19 protein-coding genes are annotated in these 18,502 nt (G+C 67.3%); 18 read left to right on the plus strand and 1 reads right to left on the minus strand.

The window, feature by feature from the left end:
- Window positions 1-53: 53 nt before the first annotated feature.
- The 5 genes from mltG (at window position 54) to IB259_RS03260 (ending at window position 4,711) form a co-directional block, all read left to right on the plus strand.
- Window positions 54-1,223: an endolytic transglycosylase MltG gene (mltG, locus tag IB259_RS03240; protein ID WP_054456746.1), complete on the plus strand. Its 1,170-nt coding sequence runs from the start codon at window positions 54-56 to the stop codon at window positions 1,221-1,223.
- Window positions 1,220-1,843 carry a dTMP kinase gene (gene tmk / locus IB259_RS03245; protein WP_192327492.1) on the plus strand — a complete coding sequence of 208 codons (624 nt, stop codon included), beginning with the start codon at window positions 1,220-1,222 and terminating at the stop codon, window positions 1,841-1,843. Before mltG ends, tmk begins: the two co-directional genes overlap by 4 nt.
- On the plus strand, window positions 1,840-2,931 hold the full coding sequence (gene holB / locus IB259_RS03250; protein ID WP_192327495.1) for a DNA polymerase III subunit delta': 1,092 nt from the start codon (window positions 1,840-1,842) through the stop codon (window positions 2,929-2,931). Before tmk ends, holB begins: the two co-directional genes overlap by 4 nt.
- A 68-nt stretch (window positions 2,932-2,999) precedes the next feature.
- Complete coding sequence (locus tag IB259_RS03255; RefSeq protein ID WP_054456749.1) at window positions 3,000-3,770, plus strand: TatD family hydrolase; 771 nt, start codon at window positions 3,000-3,002, stop codon at window positions 3,768-3,770.
- 38 nt (window positions 3,771-3,808) lie between these two features.
- Complete coding sequence (locus IB259_RS03260; protein WP_175180815.1) at window positions 3,809-4,711, plus strand: ankyrin repeat domain-containing protein; 903 nt, start codon at window positions 3,809-3,811, stop codon at window positions 4,709-4,711.
- Window positions 4,712-4,755: 44 nt separating this feature from the next.
- Here the strand turns inward: IB259_RS03260 and IB259_RS03265 are convergent, their stop codons facing one another.
- A complete protein-coding gene (locus IB259_RS03265) occupies window positions 4,756-5,454 on the minus strand; it encodes a GntR family transcriptional regulator (RefSeq protein ID WP_054456751.1) in 699 nt (232 codons plus the stop codon).
- Window positions 5,455-5,618: 164 nt separating this feature from the next.
- Here IB259_RS03265 and gabT point away from each other — a divergent pair, with 164 nt between their 5' ends.
- The 13 genes from gabT to IB259_RS03330 all read left to right on the plus strand — a co-directional run bounded on the left by gabT (window position 5,619) and on the right by IB259_RS03330 (window position 18,480).
- Window positions 5,619-6,977 carry a 4-aminobutyrate--2-oxoglutarate transaminase gene (gabT, locus tag IB259_RS03270; protein ID WP_054456752.1) on the plus strand — a complete coding sequence of 453 codons (1,359 nt, stop codon included), beginning with the start codon at window positions 5,619-5,621 and terminating at the stop codon, window positions 6,975-6,977.
- A 10-nt stretch (window positions 6,978-6,987) separates the two neighbouring features.
- Window positions 6,988-7,968: an aminopeptidase gene (locus IB259_RS03275; protein ID WP_175180816.1), complete on the plus strand. Its 981-nt coding sequence runs from the start codon at window positions 6,988-6,990 to the stop codon at window positions 7,966-7,968.
- Entirely contained in the window at window positions 7,965-8,738 is a 774-nt protein-coding gene (locus tag IB259_RS03280) for an enoyl-CoA hydratase/isomerase family protein (RefSeq protein ID WP_175213253.1), read from the plus strand. The genes IB259_RS03275 and IB259_RS03280 overlap by 4 nt, the downstream gene beginning before the upstream one ends.
- Before the next feature lie 29 nt (window positions 8,739-8,767).
- Window positions 8,768-9,967 carry a CaiB/BaiF CoA-transferase family protein gene (locus IB259_RS03285; RefSeq protein ID WP_054456755.1) on the plus strand — a complete coding sequence of 400 codons (1,200 nt, stop codon included), beginning with the start codon at window positions 8,768-8,770 and terminating at the stop codon, window positions 9,965-9,967.
- 119 nt (window positions 9,968-10,086) lie between these two features.
- Window positions 10,087-11,322 (plus strand): ABC transporter substrate-binding protein, encoded by a 1,236-nt coding sequence (locus IB259_RS03290; RefSeq protein WP_225588714.1) that lies wholly within the window; start codon window positions 10,087-10,089, stop codon window positions 11,320-11,322.
- A gap of 27 nt (window positions 11,323-11,349) precedes the next feature.
- Window positions 11,350-12,225, plus strand: coding sequence for a branched-chain amino acid ABC transporter permease (locus IB259_RS03295; protein ID WP_054456757.1), 876 nt, complete (start codon window positions 11,350-11,352; stop codon window positions 12,223-12,225).
- A gap of 4 nt (window positions 12,226-12,229) precedes the next feature.
- Window positions 12,230-13,132, plus strand: coding sequence for a branched-chain amino acid ABC transporter permease (locus IB259_RS03300; RefSeq protein ID WP_088140207.1), 903 nt, complete (start codon window positions 12,230-12,232; stop codon window positions 13,130-13,132).
- A complete protein-coding gene (locus IB259_RS03305; protein ID WP_054456759.1) occupies window positions 13,129-13,890 on the plus strand; it encodes an ABC transporter ATP-binding protein in 762 nt (253 codons plus the stop codon). The genes IB259_RS03300 and IB259_RS03305 overlap by 4 nt, the downstream gene beginning before the upstream one ends.
- A complete protein-coding gene (locus tag IB259_RS03310) occupies window positions 13,887-14,633 on the plus strand; it encodes an ABC transporter ATP-binding protein (protein WP_192327498.1) in 747 nt (248 codons plus the stop codon). The genes IB259_RS03305 and IB259_RS03310 overlap by 4 nt, the downstream gene beginning before the upstream one ends.
- Before the next feature lie 80 nt (window positions 14,634-14,713).
- Complete coding sequence (locus IB259_RS03315) at window positions 14,714-16,066, plus strand: amidase (RefSeq protein WP_225596767.1); 1,353 nt, start codon at window positions 14,714-14,716, stop codon at window positions 16,064-16,066.
- Between the two features lie 184 nt (window positions 16,067-16,250).
- Entirely contained in the window at window positions 16,251-16,997 is a 747-nt protein-coding gene (locus IB259_RS03320; protein ID WP_054456762.1) for an IclR family transcriptional regulator, read from the plus strand.
- Between the two features lie 74 nt (window positions 16,998-17,071).
- A complete protein-coding gene (locus IB259_RS03325) occupies window positions 17,072-17,815 on the plus strand; it encodes a transporter substrate-binding domain-containing protein (RefSeq protein ID WP_119451092.1) in 744 nt (247 codons plus the stop codon).
- Window positions 17,812-18,480, plus strand: a complete 669-nt coding sequence (locus IB259_RS03330) for an amino acid ABC transporter permease (protein WP_013393489.1) — start codon at window positions 17,812-17,814, stop codon at window positions 18,478-18,480. The genes IB259_RS03325 and IB259_RS03330 overlap by 4 nt, the downstream gene beginning before the upstream one ends.
- The last annotated feature ends 22 nt before the right edge of the window (window positions 18,481-18,502 follow it).

The raw sequence follows: 18,502 nt of genomic DNA on the forward strand, positions 1-18,502 counted from the left end.
CGCCCCTCTTTAGCCGCAACAGGTCCGCGCGATCAATTAAACTTCCGACACTTATGAAGAAGCGACTCTTTTTTTTCGTCCTGTGGTTTTTCCTGTTGATTGCGCTGGCTGCCGCCGCAGCCGTGGGCGGCGCCTGGTATTGGGCGCACAAGCCCATGCAGCTGAAGGCCGACAGGATAGATTTCGTGGTGGATCCGGGCAGCAGCCCGCGCACGGTGGCGCGGGTGCTCAACGATGCCGGCGTGCCGGTCTGGGAGCCTGGCTTCATCTGGATGGCGCGCCTGTCCGAACTCGACAAGCAGATGAAGGCGGGCGGCTACCAGGCCATCAACGGCGACTCGCCCTGGAAGTTGCTGGAGCGCCTGGCGCGCGGCGACATGACGCAGCGGCAGATCACCTTCCTGGAGGGCTGGACCTACCGCCAGATCCGCCAGGCGCTGCGCGCGAATCCCGACGTCAAGCAGACGCTGGGCGAAACCACCGATGAAGAACTGATGGAACGCCTGGGCTCGGAAATCAAGCAGCCGGAAGGGCTGTTCTTCCCGGACACCTATATCTTCACGCCCGGCAGCACCGATTACGACCTGCTGCGCCGCGCCTACCAGGAAGGCCAGCGCATCCTGCAGGACACCTGGGCCAAGCGCCAGCCGGACCTGCCGGTGACCACGCCCTACGAGGCCCTGGTGCTCGCATCGATCGTTGAAAAGGAAACCGGCCACGGCCCGGACCGCCGACGCGTGGCCGGCGTATTCACCAACCGGCTCAAGATCGGCATGCTGCTGCAGACCGATCCCACCGTGATCTACGGCATGGGCGACGCCTACCAGGGCCGCATCCGCAAGCGCGACCTGCAGACCGACACGCCCTGGAACACCTATACGCGTCCGGGCCTGCCGCCCACGCCGATCGCGGCGCCGGGCCGCGCGGCGCTGTTGGCCGCGGTGCAGCCGGAGCAGCACAAGTTCCTCTTTTTCGTTTCCCGCGGCAACGGCACCAGCGAGTTCTCGGTCAACCTGAACGAGCACAACCGCAACGTTTCCCGCTATATCCTGGGCCAGGGCCAAAGCCAGAATGCCGCGCCCGGCCCGGCTTCGAGCCGCGGCGCAGCGACTGGCAACCAGGCCAACGGCACGCCCGCAGCCGCGCCCAGCGCCAGCCCGGCGCCGGACGCCGCGCCCGAGCCGGATCAGGGACAGGCACAAGTACAAGGACAAGACCAATGACCACGCGCGGACGCTTTATCACGCTGGAAGGCGTGGACGGCGCGGGCAAGAGCACGCACACCGTCTGGATCGCCGATTTCCTGCGCGCGCAGGGGCTGGACGTGGTGTCCACCCGCGAACCCGGCGGCACGCCCTTGGGCGAGAAGTTGCGCGCCTTGCTGCTGACCGACCCCATGGGGCTGGACACCGAGACGCTCCTGATGTTCGCCGCACGCTGCGAACATCTGCACCAGGTCATCGAACCCGCGCTGGCGCGCGGCGCCTGGGTGGTCTGCGACCGCTACACCGATGCCACCTATGCCTACCAGGGCGGCGGGCGCGGCCTGGGCGCGGCGCGCGTGGCCGCGCTGGAAGCCTGGATGCAGGCGGGCCAGCCCGACCGCACCTGGCTCTTCGACGTGCCGCTGGAAGTGGCGCGCGCCCGGTTGACCGACGCGCGCGAGCCGGACCGCTTCGAGCGCGAGGGCGCGGCCTTTTTCGAACGCACCCGCGAGGCCTACCACGCCCGCGCCGAGGCTGATCCGAAGCGCATCCGCATTGTCGATTCCACCCAATCCATTGCCCAGATCCGCACCGGCCTGGAGGCGGGACTGCGTGAATTGCTGGGGCAGGCGGCATGAACGCGACCCGCGCCGCCAAAGATGAGGACGCCACGGCTTCCAATGCGCCGCAGTTCCTGCCCTGGCAGGCCGAGACGGCGCGCAACTGGCTGGGCAACCGCGACCGCTTCGCCCACGCCTGGCTGATCCATGGGTTGGCCGGCATCGGCAAGCTGGACTTCGCGGTCGCCGCGGCGGCCAGCCTGCTGTGCGAAACGCCGGACAATGGCCTGGCCTGCGGCCGTTGCGCCGCCTGTGCCTGGTTCGCCAGCGGCAATCATCCCGACTTGCGCCGCATCCGGCCCGAAGCCGTGGCGGTGGAAGAGGGGGCGGACGCCGCCGAACCCTCGGAAGACGCCGAACCCGCCACGGGCGCAGCCAAGCGCGCGCCGTCCAAGGAAATACGCATAGACCAGATCCGCTCCCTGGAGTCCTGGTTCAACACCGCAACGCACCGCGGCGGCTGGCGCGTGGCGCTGCTGTACCCGGCCCATGCGCTGAACGTGGTGTCGTCCAACGCCTTGCTCAAGGTGCTGGAAGAACCGCCGCCGCACACGGTGTTCCTGCTGGTCGCGGACGCGCCGGACCGCCTTTTGCCCACGCTGGTGTCGCGCTGTCGCCGCCTGCCGCTGCCGGCGCCCGACCCGGAGACCGCGCTGCAATGGCTGCGCGAGCAAAACGTGGAACCGGCCCGCGAATGGCTGGCGGCCGCCGGCGGCGCGCCGCTGGCGGCGTTGAGGCTTGCCCAGTCTAACGAGGCCGCTTGTCCGCCCTGGCTGACCCAGCTGGTCGGGCCGCTGTCCAAGGGCCAGTCACCCGACGTGGGCACGCTGGCCGAGGCCCTGGAAAAGGTGGCGGCCACTGAGTGGATCGACGCCTTGCAGCGCCTGTACACCGACCTGATGCTGGCCAGCGCGGGGGCGCCGTCGCGCTACTTCCCGGCCCTGGGCAGCGCGGTCGCACAAGTCGCCGCGCGCATGAATCCGGCCAAGGTGGCCGAGGCCGCGCGCTGGCTGACGCGCCAGCGCGCGCTGGCCACCCATCCTTTGAACGCCAAGCTCTTCGCCCACGCGACCCTGCAGCGCGTGGTGCTATCCTGCCTGGCGTAAGCCCTTGATCCGGCGGCGCTTCGTCCGGCAAAGGGCGCAGCGCCGCGGCACTTGTATCCAGACTCATCATGTACGTCGATTCCCACTGCCATTTGAACTTCCCGGAACTGGCGGCCGACCTGCCGGCCATTCTTGACCGGATGGCCGCCAACCAGGTCACCCACGCGCTGGTCGTCAGCGTCAACATGCCGGAATGGCCGGGCCTGATGTCGCTGGTCGAACCGCAGGCCAATCTGTGGGCCTCGGTCGGCGTGCATCCCGATTACGAAGACACTCCGGATCCCACGCCCGAGGAGCTGGCGCGCCTGTCGGAGCATCCCAAGGTGGTGGCCATCGGCGAGACCGGGCTGGACTACTACCGTCTGTCCGAACCGCTGGACTGGCAGCGCGAGCGTTTTCGCCGCCACATTCGCGCCGCCCGCGACACGGGCCTGCCCCTGATCGTGCACACGCGCTCGTCCGCCGAGGACACCGTGCGCATGTTGCGGGAAGAGCGCGCGGCCGAGGTCGGCGGCGTGATGCATTGCTTTACCGAAAATTGGGAAGTGGCACAGGCTGCGCTGGACCAGAACTTCTATATTTCCCTGTCCGGCATCGTGACCTTCAAGAATGCACAGATCGTGCATGAAGTGGCCGCCAAGGTGCCGCTGGACCGTTTGCTGATCGAAACCGATTCGCCGTATCTGGCGCCGGTGCCGTACCGCGGCAAGCTGAACGATCCGTCCAAGGTGATCCACGTGGCGGAGAAGATCGCGGATCTCAGGGGCATACCCGTGGCCGAAGTGGCGCGTGCATCAACCGAAAATTTCTTCCGTCTTTTCAATAAGATAAAGAAATAATCTAATCTAATTTATTTAAAGTGATTTATAGGAAATCCATGGCTGCCCGCAACGCTTCCGTCCAGAACGCCTTCTTGTCGTGTTGCCGTGGAGCGCTGCTGGCGCTGGCCGTGGGCATGGCGGTTCCCGCTGCGGCGCAGGCCGCCAATCCCGGCGATTGGTGGGTCTACGTCGCCAATGACTACCCGGACGACATCAAGGAACTGCTGGCGCGCGGCGAAGATCCCAACGTGCGCTACAAGAATGGCCAGCCCGCGCTGATGCGCGCGGTGGTGGACGGCGCCTGGAAGGTGTTCGACGTAATCGCCGCCGACAAGCGCACCGACGTCAACGCCGAGAACCCGGCGGGCGAGACGCCGCTGATGTACCTGGCCATCGCCGGCCAGACCGAACGCGCCAAGAAGCTGATCGCGCGCGGCGCCCAGGTCAACCGCCTGGGCTGGACGCCGCTGCATTACGCGGCCTCGAAGGGCCAGCTGGAAATGGCGCGCCTGCTGCTGGCGCACAAGGCCATGGTCAACGCGCCCGCGCCCAATGGCGAAACGCCGCTGATGATGGCGGCGCTGTCGGGCCGCAAGCCCATGGTGGACCTGCTGCTCAAGGCGGGGGCGGACGTGGGGTCGCGCGATACCAAGGGCCAGACCCCGGCCGATTGGGCCAGGACGGGCAAGTCCACGGCAGTGGCGGCGGAACTGGACAAGCTGATCGCGCAACAAGAAGAAACCCGCCGCAAGCTGCGGGCGGCGCGGCCGGCCGAAGAAGGCGCCGAGGCGGCGGGGACGACGACGGGCGCGGCAGCGGACACGCCGACCAGTCCGGAGCAGGGCGCGGCAGCCGCGCAGGCTCCCGCCGCAGAAAAGAAAGCCCCGGCCGCATCTTCCGCGGTCCAGGGCGTTTCGGGCGTGAAGCTCAATAACTACGACGAGCCCGCCGCGCCCTGAGGCGCGGGCTTGCCCGAGGCCGGCCCGCAAGGGGCCGGCCCGATTCAGATCACGTAGTTCTTGTAGCGCTCGATGTAGTCGCGGGCGCTGCCGTTCAATTCGCGCACGCAGCGTTCGGCCTCGTCGCCGTCGCCGCGCACCATGGCGTCCAGCAGGGCGCGGTATTGCTTGATCCCCATCTCTGAGCGGCCCGGCAGCAGGGCCACGCGGCGCATCGACACGCGGGTGCGGTCGTAGATGCGCTCGATCATGTCGCTCAGCACCGGATTGCGCGCCAGTTCCTTGATGTGGTTGCGGAACTGCTCGATCGTGGCCACGTGCGCCTCGATGTCGCCGCTTTTCAGGCTTTGTTCGAAGGGCTCGCCCAGCAGGGCCTGCATCGCTTCCCAGTCGGCGGGCGTGGCGTTGGCCATGGCCAGCCGCACCGCCAGTCCGTCCAGGGCTTCGCGCACCTGATACAGGCGATAAGTGGTTTCCATGTCGACCAGGGCCACCACGGCGCCCTTGTTGGGCACCCGTTCCACCAGCGCGCGGTCTTCCAGCGTCGCCAGCACTTCGCGCGCCTTGGCGCGCGGGATGTCATAGGCCTGCGCCAGGTCTTCTTCCGGCACGCGGGTGCCGGGCAGCAAGGCCTGCGACGCAATGCGTTCCCGCATATCCAGTATGACTTCGTGGGTGGAGGCCGCCTTGCGTGTTTCGGGGGCGGCGGCGTCAGCAGAGGCAGTCGCGCGTTTAGTGGGCATGTAGGCACCTGGGTTGAGTGGGGCAAAGCATATCACAATTTGAACGCAAGATTGTGCACAATTTAGAATGCGTAGTTGTAAATCAGCATTGACACAATAAAACGTACAAGAATATAGTGGCTTCACTTCGTCGCCGTACCCACTCATCCAAGGAGCCCTGGGCAATGAAAGACGCCGCGCAGTCCCCTCAACTTCCCGGCCCGCAGTGCCAGGCGTATCTGGCCCGGCGCAATGCCGCGGTCGCGCTGGGCGTGGCCAATGGCCCTCCGGTGTTCGCGGCCGCTGCCCGCGGCGCCACGCTGACCGACCTGGACGGCAACGCGTACATCGATTTCGCCGGCGGCATCGGCACCCTGAACGTGGGACATGCGCACCCCGAGGTGGTGGCCGCCGTCCAGGCGCAGGCGGCGCGCTACCTGCACACCTGCTTCAACATCGTCATGTATCCGGAATACATCGAGCTGGCCGAGACGCTGGTCGGCCTGGTCCCGGGATCCTGGCCCAAGAAGGCCATGCTGCAGACGACTGGCGCCGAGGCCGTCGAAAACGCCATCAAGGTGGCGCGCCGCGCCACCGGCCGGCAGGCGGTGGTGGCCTTCGAGAACGCCTTCCATGGCCGCACCTACATGGCGCTGTCCCTGACCGCCAAGGCGCCCGCCTACAAGACCGGCTTCGGTCCCTTCGCATCCGAGGTCTATCGCGCGCCGTTCCCGGTGCGCTACCGCTCGGGGCTGACCGAAGCCGAATGCGCCGAGGCCGCCTTCAATGAATTCCGCCGCCTGGTCGAAACCGAGGTCACGCCGGAGCAGGTCGCCGCGGTGATCATCGAGCCGGTGCAGGGCGAGGGCGGCTTCCATGCCGCGCCGCCCGCCTTCCTGCAGGCGCTGCGCGCCTACTGCACCCAACACGGCATCGTGCTGATCGCCGACGAGATCCAGTCTGGTTTCTGCCGCACCGGTGAATGGTTCGCCACCCAGCATGCCGGCATCGAGGCCGACCTTTACACCCTGGCCAAGTCCATGGGCGGGGGGCTGCCGATAGCGGCGCTGGTGGGGCGCGCCGACCTGATGGACGCGCCCGCCGTGGGAGGCCTGGGCGGCACCTATGGCGGCAACCCGCTGGCGTGCGCCGCGGCGCTCGCCACCATTGCCGTCATGCGGCGCGAAGACTACGCGGCGCGAGCCAGCGACCTGGGCGGCCGGGTGCGCACACGCTTTGCGGACTGGGCCGGCCAGTACGGCATCGTCGGCGACGTGCGCGGCCTGGGCGCCATGGTGGCGTTCGAAGTCGTGCGCGGCGCGGGCGACGACAGTCCCGCTGGCGATCTGGCGGCCCACATCGTGCAGGCCGCCTACCAGGGCGGGCTGGTGCTGGTGAAGGCGGGCTTTTACGGCAACGTGATCCGCTTCCTGGCGCCGCTTTCCATTACCGACGAGGAACTGGCCCGCGGCCTGGACATCCTCGGACGCGCGGTGGCCGACGCCCAGCGCATCGCCGACGCCCGCGCGTCGCAAGCGGCTTGAGGAGCGCGCCATGCATACATTGTTGAAACTGAAGAACGCGCGCAAGGTGGTCAGCCAGCTGGGCGCGGCCAAGCCGGGCATGGAAGTGCTGGTGCTGTATGACCTGCATACCCACCATAACGTGGAGCCCCTGGCCATTGCGGTGGACGAGGCGGGCGCCGGCCTGCATCTGCTGCAGATCGCCGGCTCCGCGCGCCACGGCCGGCAGTTGTCGCCGGTGGTGGCCCAGGCCATGCAGGCGGCCGACCTGGTCATCGCGCTGACCCGCGCCAATGCCGCGCACACCGATGCGCGCCAGCAGGCCACGCGCGCCGGGGTCGGCGTGATCGTGCTGCCCGAATCACACCTGCCCGATTTCTTTCTGGCCGAAGGCTGGGACTGCGATTTCGATGCGTTGCGCCCGCAGATCCAGGGGCTGGCCGACGCGCTGACCCGCGCCGACACCGCCCGCGTCACTAGCGAACTCGGCACCGACGTGACCATGAGCATCGCCGGCCGCCGCGGCCGCGCGCTGCACGGCTTTGCCAACACCACCGACATTTCGGCGGGCTATTGCCTGGAGTCCAGCCTGGCGCCCGTGGAAGGCACGGCCGAAGGCGTGATCGTGGTCAACGCCAGCATCCCCGGCGTCTCGCTGATCCGCGACGAACCCGTGCGCATCCATATGGAAAAGGGCATGGCGGTGGCGATCGAGGGCGGCGCGGTGGCGCGCCAGTTCCGCGATCTGCTGGCCAGCTTCAACGATCCGCTGGTCTACAACCTGGGCGAGCTGGGCGTAGGCATGAACCCGCGCTGCCAGCTGGACGGCACCATGCTGTCCGACGAATCGGTCTACGGCTCGATCCAGCTGGCGCTGGGCACCAGCGCCTACATCGGCGGCACCGTCAAGGCGGCGGCGCACTACGACACCATCGTCACCGACGCCACGCTGGAACTGGACGGCAGGGTGGTGCTCAAGGGCACCGAACTGCGCCTGGAGGGCGCGGCATGAGCATAGACCTGAGCCGCGACGCCGACGGCGTGGCCACCGTGCTGATGAACCGCCCGGAAAAGCGCAACGCGTTCACGCTGGACATGTACCGGGAATTCGGCCGGGTCATGCGCGAACTCGACGCCGACGACGACGTGCGCTGCGTGGTGCTGCGCGGCGCGGGCGGGGCCTTCTGTGCCGGCAGCGACATCGGCGGCTTCGAGGAAGACCGCGACGGCGCCGCGCAAGCGGCCGAATACGCGCTCTTCACCCTGTCCATGACCGACACGCTCAAGCACCTGCGCCATCCGACCGTGGCCTGCATCGAAGGCGTGTGCGTGGGCGGCGGGCTGGAGCTGGCCGCCCTGTGCGACATCCGCATCGGCGGGCGCAACAGCCGCTACGGCATCCCGGTGAATCGCATCGGGCTGACCGTGGACCACCAGGAACTGACCGACCTGATCCGCGTGGTGGGCGCTGCGCGCGTGCTGGAAATCCTGCTGGAAGGAAACATCTTCGGCGCCGAAGAAGCCATGTCCAAGGGGCTGCTGACCCGCGTGGTGGATGACGAACGCGTGGCGGAACAGACCTACGCGACCGCCCGCCGCATCGCCGCGGCGGCGCCGCTGGTCAACCGCTGGCACAAGCGCTTCGTGAGCCAGCTGCGCGAAGGACGCGCATTGACTCCGGACGAACGCAGCGAAGCCTACGAATGCTTCGGCACCGAGGACTACCGGCGCGGCCGCGAAGCCTTCGCCGCCAAGCGCATTCCTGAATTCATCGGCCGCTGATCCGGCCACCGACCCAAGACGGACCGCATATGACTCAAGCTGCATCCCCCCTTGCCGGCATCAAGATCCTGGATCTTTCGCAGATCATGGCCGGGCCGTATTGCACCATGGTGCTGGCCGACCTGGGCGCCGAGGTCATCAAGGTCGAGAAGACCGGCGCCGGCGACGACTCCCGTGAAATGGGCCCCTATGTGAACGGCGAATCCACCTGTTTCGCCCAGATCAACCGCAACAAGCAAGGCGTGGCGCTGAACCTGAAGGACCCCGAGGCGCGCGAGGTGCTGTACGAGCTGGCGCGCTGGGCCGACGTGGTGGTGGAGAACTACCGCGTGGGCGTGACCAAGTCGCTGGGCGTGGACTACGAAACGCTGTCGCGCATCAATCCGCGCCTGGTGTATTGCTCCATCTCCGGCTACGGCCATTCCGGACCCTACGCGGGCAAGGGCGGCTTCGACCTGGTGGCCCAGGGCATGAGCGGCATCATGAGCATGACGGGCGAACCCGGCGGGCGGCCCCTGAAGTCGGGCATCGCCATCTATGACGTGGGGGCGGGACTGACCGCGGTCTACGCCATCCTGGCCGCCTGCATCCACCAGATGAAGACGGGCGAGGGCCAGCACATCGACATCGCGCTGGCCGAGTGCGGACTGCCCTGGTTCGTCTGGGAAGCCGCCGCCTATTTTGCCGACGGCACGGTGCCGGAAGGCACCGGCAGCCGGCACCGCGTGTCGGCGCCATATCAGGCGTTCAACACGCGCCAGGGCTACATCATGATAGGCGCGGCCAACCAGCGCACCTGGGAACGCCTGTGCGCGGATGTGCTGGAACGGCCTGAACTGATCACCGATCCGCGCTTCATTACCAACTCCGACCGGCTGACCCACATTGCCGAGCTGGAACCCATATTGGAAGCGGAGTTTGCGCGCGCCGACGCGGCCGAATGGATCGAGCGCTGCGAACGGGCGTCCGTGCCCTGCGGCCCGATCAACGATTTCGGCCAGGCCATGCAGGACCCGCATTACCTGGCGCGCGGCATGGTGCAGGAACTGGACCATCCCGCGCTGGGCAAGATGAAGACCATCGGCATTCCGACCAAGTTTTCCAAAACGCCAGGCGCCTTGCGCACGGCGGCGCCGCTGATGGGCCAGCACACCGACGAGGTGCTGCGCCGCTTTGGCGTGGCGGAAGACAGAATTGCAGGCATGCGCGCCCGAGGAGTCATCGCGTAGCAGGCAAACCGCAGCAGGCAGTATCGAAGTCGCATCCAAGCTACAAGGGGACGCCGGCGTTTTCGACGCCGGCGGCTATTCGAAGTTGAACAAAGATGTTCACGCCGCAAGGAACCTTCATGACACAGCCCATCCATCTCTCCCGCCGCGGCTTTATCGCGGCCAGCGCCGCGCTGGCCGCCTGCGCCGCCGCGCCCTCCCTGGTCCGGGCGCAGTCGGCCCAGCCGTTCCGCCTGGGGGCGCTCAATTCCATCACCGGCGTCGGCGGCCCCTACGGGCCGGCCATGCTGGAAGCCATCAAGATCGCCATCGACGAGGTCAACGCCGCCGGCGGCGCTGCCGGCCGCAAGATCCAGCTCTACGCCGAAGACGACCAGACCAAGCCCGACGCCGCCGTGCTGGCCGTGAAGAAGCTGATCGAGATCAACAAGGTCGAGGCGGTGGTGGGCATCTGGCCGTCGTCGGTGGGCCTGGCCGCCATGCCCATCACCAATGCCGCGGGCCTCATCACCATGAACACCTGCGGCGCGCCGGAAATGCTGACCGAGAACAAGCAGGGGCTGGCCTGGATGTTCCAGGCGTCCAACGCCGTGTTCGGCCGCGCCTTTGCGGAAGTGGCGCGCCAGCGCGGCTTCAAGCGGCCGGCGGTCATGGCTTTCAATAACTCCACCTTCGTGGGGCAGGCCAACTACTTTCGTGATGCCTGGCAGGAGAAGGGCGGCAAGGTCAGCGCCTTCACCATCTACGAACCCAACCAGACCACCTACCGCACCGAGCTGACCAAGGTGCTGGCCTCCAAGCCCGACGTGATCTCGCTGAGCGCCTACCGGCCCGACGCCACCATCATCCTGAAAGAGTGGTTCCAGACCGGCCAGGACTGCAAGTTCATCATGCCCGGCTGGACCGCCAACGAAGACCTGGTGAAGGCGCTGGGCAAGGAAGCCACCGAGGGCATCATCTCGATCTCCAACGTCGCGGCCCACGAGCACCAGGCGTACAAGACCTTCGCCGCCGAATTCCGCAAGCGCACCAAGCGCGAGCCGGACATCTTTGCTTCGCAGTCCTACGACATGGTGATCACGCTGGCGCTGGCGATCGAGGCGGCGGGGGCCACCGCGGACGTGGCCGCCATCAACGGCAAGATCCGCGCCGTGACCGCGCAGGGCGGCGGTGAAAAGGTCAGCGGCTTTGCGCAAGGCCAGGCGCTGCTGCGCGCAGGCAAGCCGGTGGACTACGACGGCGCATCCTCGCGCCTGGACTTCGGCAAGCAGGGCGAGACCGTGCCGGACTTTGGCGTCTTCGACATCCGCGACGGCAAGCTGGTGCTCAATGAAGTCATCGCCGGCAAAGTCTGACGATAAAAACACTAGGGGAACACAAGTATGGATGCAATCACCGTCATCAACGCCGGGATCAACGGCGTTGTGATCGGGATGCTGCTGGCCTTGCCGGCACTGGCGATCACGCTGGTGTTCGGCATCGCCCGCTTTCCCAATGCCGCCAGCGGCGACTACATGACGTTGGGCGCCTACGCCGCCGTCTTCACGCAGGCGCTGGCCGGCGGCTCGATGCTGGCGGGCGGCCTGGCCGCCGTCGCCGGCACCACCCTGGTCAGCCTGTTCTTCTATGCCTGGGTGTTCCGGCCGCTGGAGTCGCGCTCCAACGTGTCGCGCCTGATCGCGTCCATCGGCGTGGCGTTCGCGCTGCGCAGCACGATCACCTTCTTCGCCGGGCAGGACCAGTACACCTTCGACCTGCCGCTTACGCGCGCCTGGAATTTCGGCGGCGTGCGCATTTTGCCTACCGATCTCTACATCGTCGGCACGGCGGTGGCGGCGCTGGCGCTGGTGTTCGCGCTGATGCACATGACGCCCACCGGGCGGCGCATGCGGGCGGTGGCCGACAACCCGGAGCTGGCCGCGGCCAGCGGCATACGCGGACGGCGCGTGATGATCACGCTGTGGAGCATCGCGGGCGCCTATTGCGGGCTGGGCGGCGTGCTGCTGGGCATCAAGGCAGTGGTGATCCCCGAACTGGGCTGGGAACTGTTGATGCCCATGTTCGCGGCCGTGATCCTGGGCGGCATCGGCAATCCGGTGGGCGCCATCGTCGGGATCATGGTGTTCAGCATTGCGCAGGAAATCGCCAGCCTGGTGGTGGGACCTGCCTACAAGATCGTGTTCGCCTTCGCGGTGCTGCTGTGCGTGCTGCTGCTGCGTCCCCAGGGCATCTTCGGCCGTCCGATGGCGGCGAGGTGAAATCATGGAAGCCTATCTGATTGCTATCGCCATCGGGATCCTGATCTACATGCTGCTGGCCTTTGGCCTGTCGCTGCATTACGGGTTCACCGGACTGATCAACTTCGGCCACGTCGGCTTCTTCGCCATCGGCGCCTATACCTCGGCCCTGCTGTCGCTCAAGGGCGTGCCCATCCCCATCTCCATGGCGGCGGCCGCGGCCTTCGCGGCGTTGGCCGCGTGGCCGCTGGGCATGATCGCCTTGCGGCTGGGCAGCGACTACCTTGCCATCGTGACGCTGGGCTTCTCCGAGTCGGTGCGCATGATGCTGCAGACCGAGGAATGGCTGACGCGCGGGATGCACGGCCTGCCAGGCATCCCGCGGCTGTTCGCGGGCTGGGCCTCGCCGCAGACGGTGGACCTGTGGATCATGCTGCTGCTTCTGGCGGTCAACGCCGGCGCGTTGTTCCTCATCCATCTGGTGATACGCAGCCCGTTTGGCCGCGTGATCGAGGCGGTGCGGGACAACGAAGTCGCGGTGCGGGCGCTGGGCAAGGACCCGGCCCGCTTCAAGACCCGTTCGCTGATGCTGGGCGCGGGCCTGGCCGGCCTGGCGGGCGCCTTCCAGGCGCACTACCTGACCTTCATCAGCCCCGAGCAGTTCGTGCCGCTGATCACCTTCTACATCTGGATCGCCATCATCCTGGGCGGAGTGGGGCGCTTGAGCGGCGTGGTGGCCGGCACGGTGCTGCTGGTCGGATTCCTGGAAGGTTCGCGCTTCGTGCGGGACTTCGTCGGCGGCATCTCGGAGGTGCAGATGGCCAGCGTGCGCATCGGCGTCATCGGCCTGGCGCTCATCTGCGTGGTGCTTTACCGGCCCCAGGGCATTTTCGGCAATGCTGCCGCTACCCGCAGGAGAAAGGCATGACGCTGCTTTGCATCAAAGGGCTGAGCGCCAGCTTCGGCGGCTTCAAGGCGCTGGACGACGTGTCGCTGGAAGTGCGCAAGGGTGAAATGGTGGGGGTGATAGGCACCAACGGCGCGGGCAAGAGCACGCTGTTCTCGGTGGTCACGGGCTACATTCCGCCCAGTTCCGGGTCCGTGCGCTTCGCGGACGAGGACATCACGGGTGTGGCCGTGCACCAGCGCGTGCGCCGGGGCCTGGCCCGCACCTTCCAGGTGCCGCGCGAGTTCAGCCAGCTGACGGTCTTCGACAACATGATGGCGGCGGCGCCGGACCAGCGCGGCGAAAAGCTGGCGGCGCTGGTGTTCGCCCGCCGTGAGGTGGCCCGCGAAGAGGCGCGCAACGCCGAGCGCGTGCATGAACTGCTGGCCTTCCTGAACCTGTCGCGGGTCGCGGACGAGCCCGCCGGGAAACTGTCGGGCGGCCAGAAGAAGCTGCTGGAGCTGGGACGGCTCTTGATGCTGGAGCCGCGCTGCATCCTGCTGGACGAGCCGTTCGCCGGCGTCAACCCGGTGCTGATCGAGGAGCTGTCGGCGCGCATCGTGGAACTCAACCAGCGCGGCCTGACCGTCGCCATCATCGAACATAACCTGGAAGAGCTGTCGCGCATCGTGCCGCGCATGTACGTCATGGACCGCGGCCGCGTCATCGCCGAAGGCACGCCCGACAGCGTCCTGGCCAATGAACAGGTGCGCGAGGCGTACATGGGGGGAGTGATATGAGCCAGCTCGTCATGCAAGGCCTGTCCGGCGGCTACGGCGAGGTCGATATCGTGTCCGGCATCGACATGCACGTGGCGCCGCGCGAGATCGTTACCATCGCCGGCACCAACGGCGCGGGCAAGTCCACGCTGGTCAAGGCGGTGATGGGCCTGTTGCCGCGCATCGCCGGCACCATGGCCTTTGACGGCCGCGACCTGCTCACGCTGCCGGTCGAGGAGCGCGTGCGCATCGGTATCTCCTATGTGCCGCAGGTGCGCAATGTGTTCGGCGCGCTGACCGTGCTGGAGAACCTGCAGGTGGTGGAACACGTGCAGGCGCGTGAAAAGCGCATCCGCGACATGTTCGAGCTGTTCCCGGCGCTGGCCGGGCGGCGCAAGACCCACGCCGAGAACCTGTCCGGCGGCGAACGCCAGCAACTGGCCTTCGCCCGGGCGCTGATGTCCTCGCCGCGCCTGATGGTGCTGGACGAACCGTCCGCCGCCTTGTCGCCGGCGTTGACCGAGCAGGTGTTCGCCGAAGTGCGGCGGCTGCCGCAGATCGGCGTGGGCGTGCTGATGGTGGAGCAGCGCGCGCGCCAGGCGCTGGCGTTCAGCGACCGCGGCTACATGCTGGATTCCGGCCGCATCGTGCTGACCGACACGGGGCAGGCGCTGCTGGCCAACCAGCATATGAGCGATCTGTACATAGGACGGGGCGGCCACGCGGGCGCGGACCGTCCGCCCGGCGGCAGCATCCCCGCTTGAAACCGCCAGAGCCATCCCGCCGGCAGCCGCCGGCGGGATGGCAAATTCCTATTCCCATATCCCTTTGCAGGAGCCGTATCTTGCCTAATTCCGAAGCCATGGTTTCCCCGGCGTCCGTTGCGCGCCGCCCGGCGCCCGACGCCATCGCCGCCTTGACCGCCACCCAGGGCCTGGCCGCGCTGGAGCAGGGCACGCTGACCTGCGAAGCCTGGGCGCGCGCCTGCCTGGACCGCATCGAAGAGCGCAACGGCGGCGTCAAGGCCTGGGTCCGGGTGGACGCCGAGGGCGCGCTGGCCCGCGCCCGTGAATGGGACCGCCACGGCCGGCGGCGCGCGCTGGACGGCGTGCCGCTGGGCATCAAAGACACCATCGACACGGCGGCCATGCCCACCGAATTGGGCGACCCCGAGATCTTCCCCGGCCGCCAGCCCGAGGCCGACGCGCCCGTGGTGACGCAGGCGCATGAGCTGGGGTTCAACGTGCTGGGCAAGAACACCGTGTCGCGCCACGCCATCATGCTGCCGGGGCCTGCGCGTAATCCGCATGACCTGACCCGTACGCCGGCCGCGTCCTCGGCCGGTTCGGCGGCGGCCGTTGCCGATTTCATGGCGCCGCTGTCCATCGGCACGCAGACGGCGGGTTCGATTCTGCGGCCCTCGGCGTTCTGCGGCGCGGTGGGCTTCAAGCCCACGCTGGACGCCATTCCCTACGTGGCGATCCGGCGCTATTCGCGGGTGCTGGACGTGATCGGGCCGATCTCGCGTTCGGTCGACGACGCGGCCTTGTTCATGCGGGCGTTTACCGGCGATCCCCGGTTCGATCCGGCCTCCGCATTGCGCAGCGATTTCCGCCTGGGCGTTTGGCGGCCGAAGGACTGGGCCGACACCGAGCCCTGCATGCGCGAAAGCTTCGAGGCCAATCTGCGCGCCTTGTCGGCCGCAGGCGTCAAGGTCACGGAACTGGCCATGCCCGCAGCCTTCGACACCATGGGCGAGGCGCAGGACGTGATCATGGCCTACGACCTGGCGCGCGAGTACGCCGCCATCAAGCGCGATCATGCGGCGCTGTGCGATCCCGGGCTGATCGAGTACCTGACGATGGGCGAGGGCCTGTCCGCGGCCGAGTACGCGGGGGCGCTGGATGCCGCCGACGCATGCCGCCGGGCGTTCTACGACGTTGCGCGCGAAGTCGACGCAGTGGCCATGCCGTCCACGCTGGGCGAGGCGCCGCCGGCCAGCTCCACCGGCAGCTCCGCCTTCATCCGCATCTGGTCGCTGCTGCACAACCCGTCCATCACCTTGCCGGTGGCGCGCGGCCCCAATGGCCTGCCGCTGGGCTTCCAGATGGTCGGCTTCGTGAAGGAGGACGCAAGGCTGCTGTACTGGGCGCGTTGCGCCGAGCGCATCCTGGGGTCGACCGCGCACCAGCCCTGACCGGCCTCTGGCCGCGGCTTGCGCCGCCGTGCGCCGCCGGGGCGCGGCGGATGCTTTGGCGCCTTCGGGCGCATTTTTTGCGTCTGGGCTCTGGGGTTTTCCCTATTAATTCTCAGTATTCGGGAATAAAAAGCAGAGTAAGAGCCATAAATTGATAATCTGCGCTCCGTTAGCTTGGAGCCAAATGTTGAAAGCGGATCTATCAGTCGGGGCAGGCGCGGATCGCGTGCTGTATGTGCTGGCCACCCTGGCCAGGCACGACGGCCCCCTCAGCATCGCCGCCCTGGCCGAGCAGACCGGCCTGGCGCAAAGCACCCTCTACCGCCAGGTGGCGCTGCTCAAGCGCTGGGGCTTCGTTGCCGAGCACGATGGCGAGTACGGTCCCGGCCCGCTGTGCGTGCAACTGGCCTGGGGCTTTGACCAATCCTCGTTCCTGATCCATGAAGCGCAGCCCGACATGGCCGCGCTGGCCGCCGCTTCTGGCGAAACCATAGGCTTGCTGGTGGCGGTCAAGGATCAGGCCGTGTGCCTGGACATGATCGAGAGCCAGCATCCGCTGCGCTGTTCCTTCACCAAGGGGCGCGGCCTGCCGCTGGCGCGCGGCGCCTCGGCCAAGTCGCTGCTGGCTTTCATGCCGCTTGCCCGACAGCAGGCCGCGTTGGCGTATCTGGCGGCCGAGGCCGATGTGGACGCCGGCCGGCTGGGCCACGAACTGGAAGCCATCCGCACCCAGGGCTATGCCGTCACCGACAGCGAAGTCGATGCCGGCGTCTGGGGCGTCAGCGTCCCCATTTTTCAACGCGCCAACCAGGCCGTGGCCTCGATCACGCTGATGGCGCCGTCGACCCGGGCCGCCCAGCGGCCCGAGGCATTGACCGAAATGACCGTGGCCGCGGCCCGGCGCATCTCGGCGAAGCTGCAAGCTCATTAAGACCGCCTTCTTCCATTCCACGCCGTACCCGTAGACACCCGACTGCCGTATCCATATTCCATAGAGGACCCACCATGACCACTCGCCGCACACTGCTGACCGCCGCCCTGACGCTGGGCCTCGCCTGGAGCGCCGCCCCGGCGTTTGCCCAGGACACCATCCGCGCCGTCACCGACGCGACCTTCCCGCCGATGGAGTTCGTCAAGGACGGCAAGCGCACCGGCTTCGACATCGAACTGGTGGAAGCCCTGGCCGGCGCCATGGGCAAGAAGGTCGAATGGATCGACATCGACTTCAAGGGCCTGATCCCCGCGCTACAGGCCGGCCGCGCCGACATCGCCGTGTCCGCCATCTACATCACGCCCGAACGCGCCAAGGTGGTGGACTTCACCGATCCGTACTACGCGGGCGGCCTGGTCGTGATGACCAAGAAGGACGGCCCGGTCAAGACCCTGAAGGACCTGGACGGCCGCAAGGTGTCGGTGCAGGTGGGCACCAAGTCGGTCAACTACCTGAAGGAACACTACCCGGCGGTGCAGCGCGTGGAAGTCGAGAAGAACCAGGAGATGTTCAACCTGGTGCAGATCGGCCGCGCCGAAGCCGCCGTGACCGGCAAGCCCGCCGCCAAGCTGTTCGCCCAGAGCACGCCGGACCTGACGGTGCTGAACGACCAGATCACCACCGAGGACTACGGCATCGCCGTGCCCAAGAACAAGCCGGAGCTGACCCGTGAGCTGAACGCCGCGCTGCAGAAGCTCAAGGCCGACGGCAGCTACCAGGCCATCGTCAACAAGTGGTTCGAGGCCCCCGCGAAATGAACCTGGATTTTTCTCCCGTCTTTGCCGACTTCGGCGCGCTGATCAATGGCGCCGTGGTCACCGTCGAGGTGACCGCGGGCGCCTTGCTGCTGGCCTGCGTCATCGGCCTGCTGGTGGGCGTGGGACGCCTGAACCCCAAGCGCTACGTCATCTACAACCTGTGCAGCGTTTATTTGCTGCTGTTCCGCGGCACGCCCTTGCTGGTGCAGCTGTTCATCTGGTTCTTCGGCCTGCCGCATTTCGGCATCACCCTGCCGGCGTTCGCCTGCGGCGTGCTGGGCCTGGGCATGTACTCGGGCGCCTACGTGTCCGAAATCGTGCGCGGCGCGATCCAGTCGGTGGACCGCGGCCAGACCGAAGCGGCGCGCTCGCTGGGCATGTCGTCCGGCCAGGCCATGCGCATCATCGTGCTGCCGCAGGCCGTGGTGCGCATGATCCCGCCGCTGGGCAATGAATTCATCGCGCTGATCAAGAACTCGGCCCTGGTGTCGCTCTTGACGATCCATGACCTGATGCATGAAGGCCAGAAGATCATCAGCGTGTCCTATCGCTCGCTGGAAACCTATCTGGTGGTGGCGCTGATTTATCTGATCCTGACCACGGCCACCATGCTGGTGCTGCGCAAGGTTGAACACCGCCTGCGCGCGGGAGGGATGGTGCAATGAACTCCGCAATGAACTCCGCTAC

The organism is Achromobacter sp. ACM04, from assembly GCF_014851465.1.
Classification (GTDB): domain Bacteria; phylum Pseudomonadota; class Gammaproteobacteria; order Burkholderiales; family Burkholderiaceae_B; genus Achromobacter; species Achromobacter aegrifaciens.